Source organism: Micromonospora sp. D75 (genome assembly GCF_018070405.1).
Taxonomy (GTDB): Bacteria; Actinomycetota; Actinomycetes; order Mycobacteriales; family Micromonosporaceae; genus Micromonospora; species Micromonospora chalcea.
Genome location: NZ_JAGPXV010000657.1, coordinates 1 through 3,211 on the forward strand (window position 1 = coordinate 1; position 3,211 = coordinate 3,211).

Genomic DNA, 3,211 nt, shown 5'->3' on the forward strand with positions numbered 1-3,211 from the left:
CGACGGCGACGACGCCCGGTTCGCCGAGGCCGTGCTCGACAACCTGCCCCGCTCCACCGCCCGCGCGGTGTCGGAGCTTTCCGGGTACGACTGGGCCAGCGCCGAGGCCCGGCAGACCTACCAGCGCATCCTCGACGGGTTGCGTGGCGACGTGCTGGAGCAGCGCTTCGCCGGGCTGCGCGACGCGGCGCGGGCCGCCGCCGACCCGGCCGCCCAGCGGCAGCTCGCCGAGATGATGCGCGACCTCAACGACCTGCTCGCCCGGCACGCCCGCTCGGAGGACACCACCGACGCGTTCGCCGAGTTCATGGGGCGGCACGGGGAGTTCTTCCCGGAACGGCCCAGGAACGTCGACGAGCTGATCGACGTGCTGGCCCGGCGGGCGGCTGCAGGTGAGCGGCTGATGCGGTCGCTGTCCGACCGGCAGCGCGAGGAACTGGCCGGACTGATGCGCCAGTCGCTCGGCGACCGGCTCGCCGGTGAGCTGTCCCAGCTCGACGCGCACCTGCGGTCGCTGCGGCCGGACCTCAACTGGCAGCGCGGCGAGCGCGTACGCGGCGACCAGCCGCTCGGCTACGGCGAGGCCACCGGCGCGCTCGACGAGATCGCCGAACTCGACGAGCTGCTGGACTCCCTCGACCAGGACCAGCCCGGCGCCACGCTCGACGACGTCGACGTGGAGGCGGTCGCCCGCACGCTGGGCCGTGACGCCGCCGACGACGTACGCCGGTTGCAGGAACTGGAACGCGAACTGCGCCGCCAGGGCTGGGTCACCCGCGACGCGGACGGGCTGACGCTCAGCCCGAAGGCGCTGCGCCGGCTCGCGAGCACCGCGCTGCGGCGCGTCTTCTCCGACCTGACCGCCGGCCCGCGCGGCCAGCACGACCTCCGCACCGCGGGCGCGGCCGGCGAGGTGAGCGGGGCGTCCCGCCCCTGGGAGTACGGCGACGAGCAGCCGCTGGACGTGGTGCGCACACTCACCCGCGCGGTACGCCGGGCCGGCCCCGGAGTGCCGGTACCGCTCGCGGTCGAGGACTTCGAGGTGGTGGAGACCGAACGGCGGGCGTCGGCGGCTGTCGTGCTCTGCGTCGACCTGTCGTACTCGATGATCTCGCAGGGGCGCTGGGGCCCGATGAAACAGACCGCGCTGGCCCTGTCGCACCTGATGGCCACCCGGTTCCCGCAGGACGCGTTGCAGATCGTCGGCTTCGGCCGGGAGGCGATGCCGCTGACCCAGCAGGAACTGGCGGCGGTGGAGCCGGACATGCAGCAGGGCACGAACCTGCAGCACGCGCTGCGGCTCGCCGGCCGGCACCTGCGCCGCCACCCTGGTGCCGAGCCGGTGGTGCTCGTGGTCACCGACGGCGAGCCCACCGCGCACCTGGACCCGGAGGACGGCGAGGCGTACTTCCACTGGCCGCCGCTACCGGAGACCATCTCGGCGACGATCCGGGAGGTGGACCGGCTGACCCGGTACGGCGCGACGCTCAACCTGTTCATGCTGGGCGACGATCCGGGGCTGCGCCGGTTCGTGGACGCGGTGGCGCGGCGCTCTGGTGGCCGGATGTTCACCCCCGACCTGGACGACCTGGGCGAGTACGTGGTGTCCGACTACCTACGAGCCCGCCACGGCCGCCGCTGACCCGCGCTCCCTCGTCCTCCCGCTCCCGTCCCCCGCCTCCCCGCAGTTCTCCCATGTTCTCGTCGATCTTGGAGTTGTGGCGCCCAGGATGCCCGGCTTCGCACTCTTCGCGAGGCACCACAACTCCAAGATCCCCGACCCCAGGCCCCCTGAGTGCGCGCGATCTTGCACTTCGGTGCCCCGCAAACCGGGCAAATCGGGTGCCTAGAGGGCGCGAACTGCAAGATCGCAGGACCGGTCGCGGCCGCTCTCGCCCCCGTCCAGCGCACCGCCCTGCCCGCTCGCGTCGATCATGAACTTGGCGGCACCTGGTGTCCGTTATGTCGCCGCTAACCTCATGATCAACCCTGTGGTGGGTGCCCGGGGAGGCTTCTTCGAGGGTGATCAAGGGGTTTGTGTCCTCGTGGGTGCCGGAAAAGGCCGCAAACTCCTTGATCACGGGGCACAGAGTGAGGTGCCCGGATGGGCTGGGCGAATCTGGTCGGTGGTGTGCGGGGTGTCGGGTTTGGGGGTGGTGGGCGGCACTTTGGTGGCGGAATCGTGGGCGGGTGCGGGGCGTTGTAACCGGTGAACGACCGAGCAAGGCCGCGCCCCCGAGCGCGTCGGCTGTGGGAACAGACCTCAGGCCGTTGAGTACGTGCGACGGCGTGAGCCGCGGGAAATCATCCCGCCCGGCTGGTCGTTGAGCATGGTTCCGACGACGTGAGCCCCGCGCCGCCCGACAGCGTGAGCTGGCCCGGGAATGATGCCGGGTCGACGGTCGTTGGACATCCTTCCGGCGCCGCGTAGAGGCCCCCGCCCCGCGAGCAGCCGAGATCCCCCTTTGAGACTTTCTTGAGCGCCTGACGGTGCCCACGCACCCCCGGGTCCCCCCGGGGGGTGTGTCGACCCCCGAATGGAGCCCTCATCATGAACACGATTCTGCGCAAGAGCATCCTGGGTATTGCTGGTCTGGCTTTCACCGGTGGCGTGTTCGCCGGCCCGGTCGCCGCCCACGCCGTTGACACCACCCACGCGGTCAAGCCGGTCACGGCCACGGTGCAGTCCGACAAGCTGATCCCGCACGGCGTGCAGGGCGACCAGTCCCGCATCGACCTCAATGACGAGCAGACCAAGAACGTCAAGGCGATCATCGCGGCGACGAAGAAGGCCGGCATGGACGAGCGCGCCGCGGTCGTGTCGATCGCGACCGCGTTGCAGGAGTCGAAGCTGGAGAACCTCGGCCACCTCGGTGACCGTAACGACCACGACTCGCAGGGCCTGTTCCAGCAGCGCCCCTCCAGCGGGTGGGGCACGGTCGAGCAGATCACCGACCCCGAATACTCCACCACCGCGTTCCTGAAGGGCCTCAAGCAGGTCGACGGCTGGCAGGACATGCCCCTGACCAAGGCCGCCCAGACCGTCCAGGTCTCCGCCTACCCGGACCACTACGCCCAGTGGGAACAGCAGGCCGCCGACCTCGTCGCCCAGCACTGGAACAAGTAAGACCACGCTGAAGGCCGGCACCCCGACCCAACGGGGTGCCGGCCTTCACTCCTGTCCGGACCCGTCCGGGTGAACCGGGCGCGG

The 3,211-nt window shown here is 71.0% G+C and carries 2 protein-coding genes; both read left to right on the top strand.

What is annotated here, in order from left to right; translation table 11 throughout:
* The coding region (locus KBX39_RS27200) for a VWA domain-containing protein (protein WP_210873212.1) at window positions 1-1,642 on the top strand (1,642 nt) is incomplete at its 5' end.
* 909 nt (window positions 1,643-2,551) lie between these two features.
* A complete protein-coding gene (locus KBX39_RS27205; protein ID WP_210873214.1) occupies window positions 2,552-3,127 on the top strand; it encodes a hypothetical protein in 576 nt (191 codons plus the stop codon).
* Window positions 3,128-3,211: the final 84 nt, after the last annotated feature.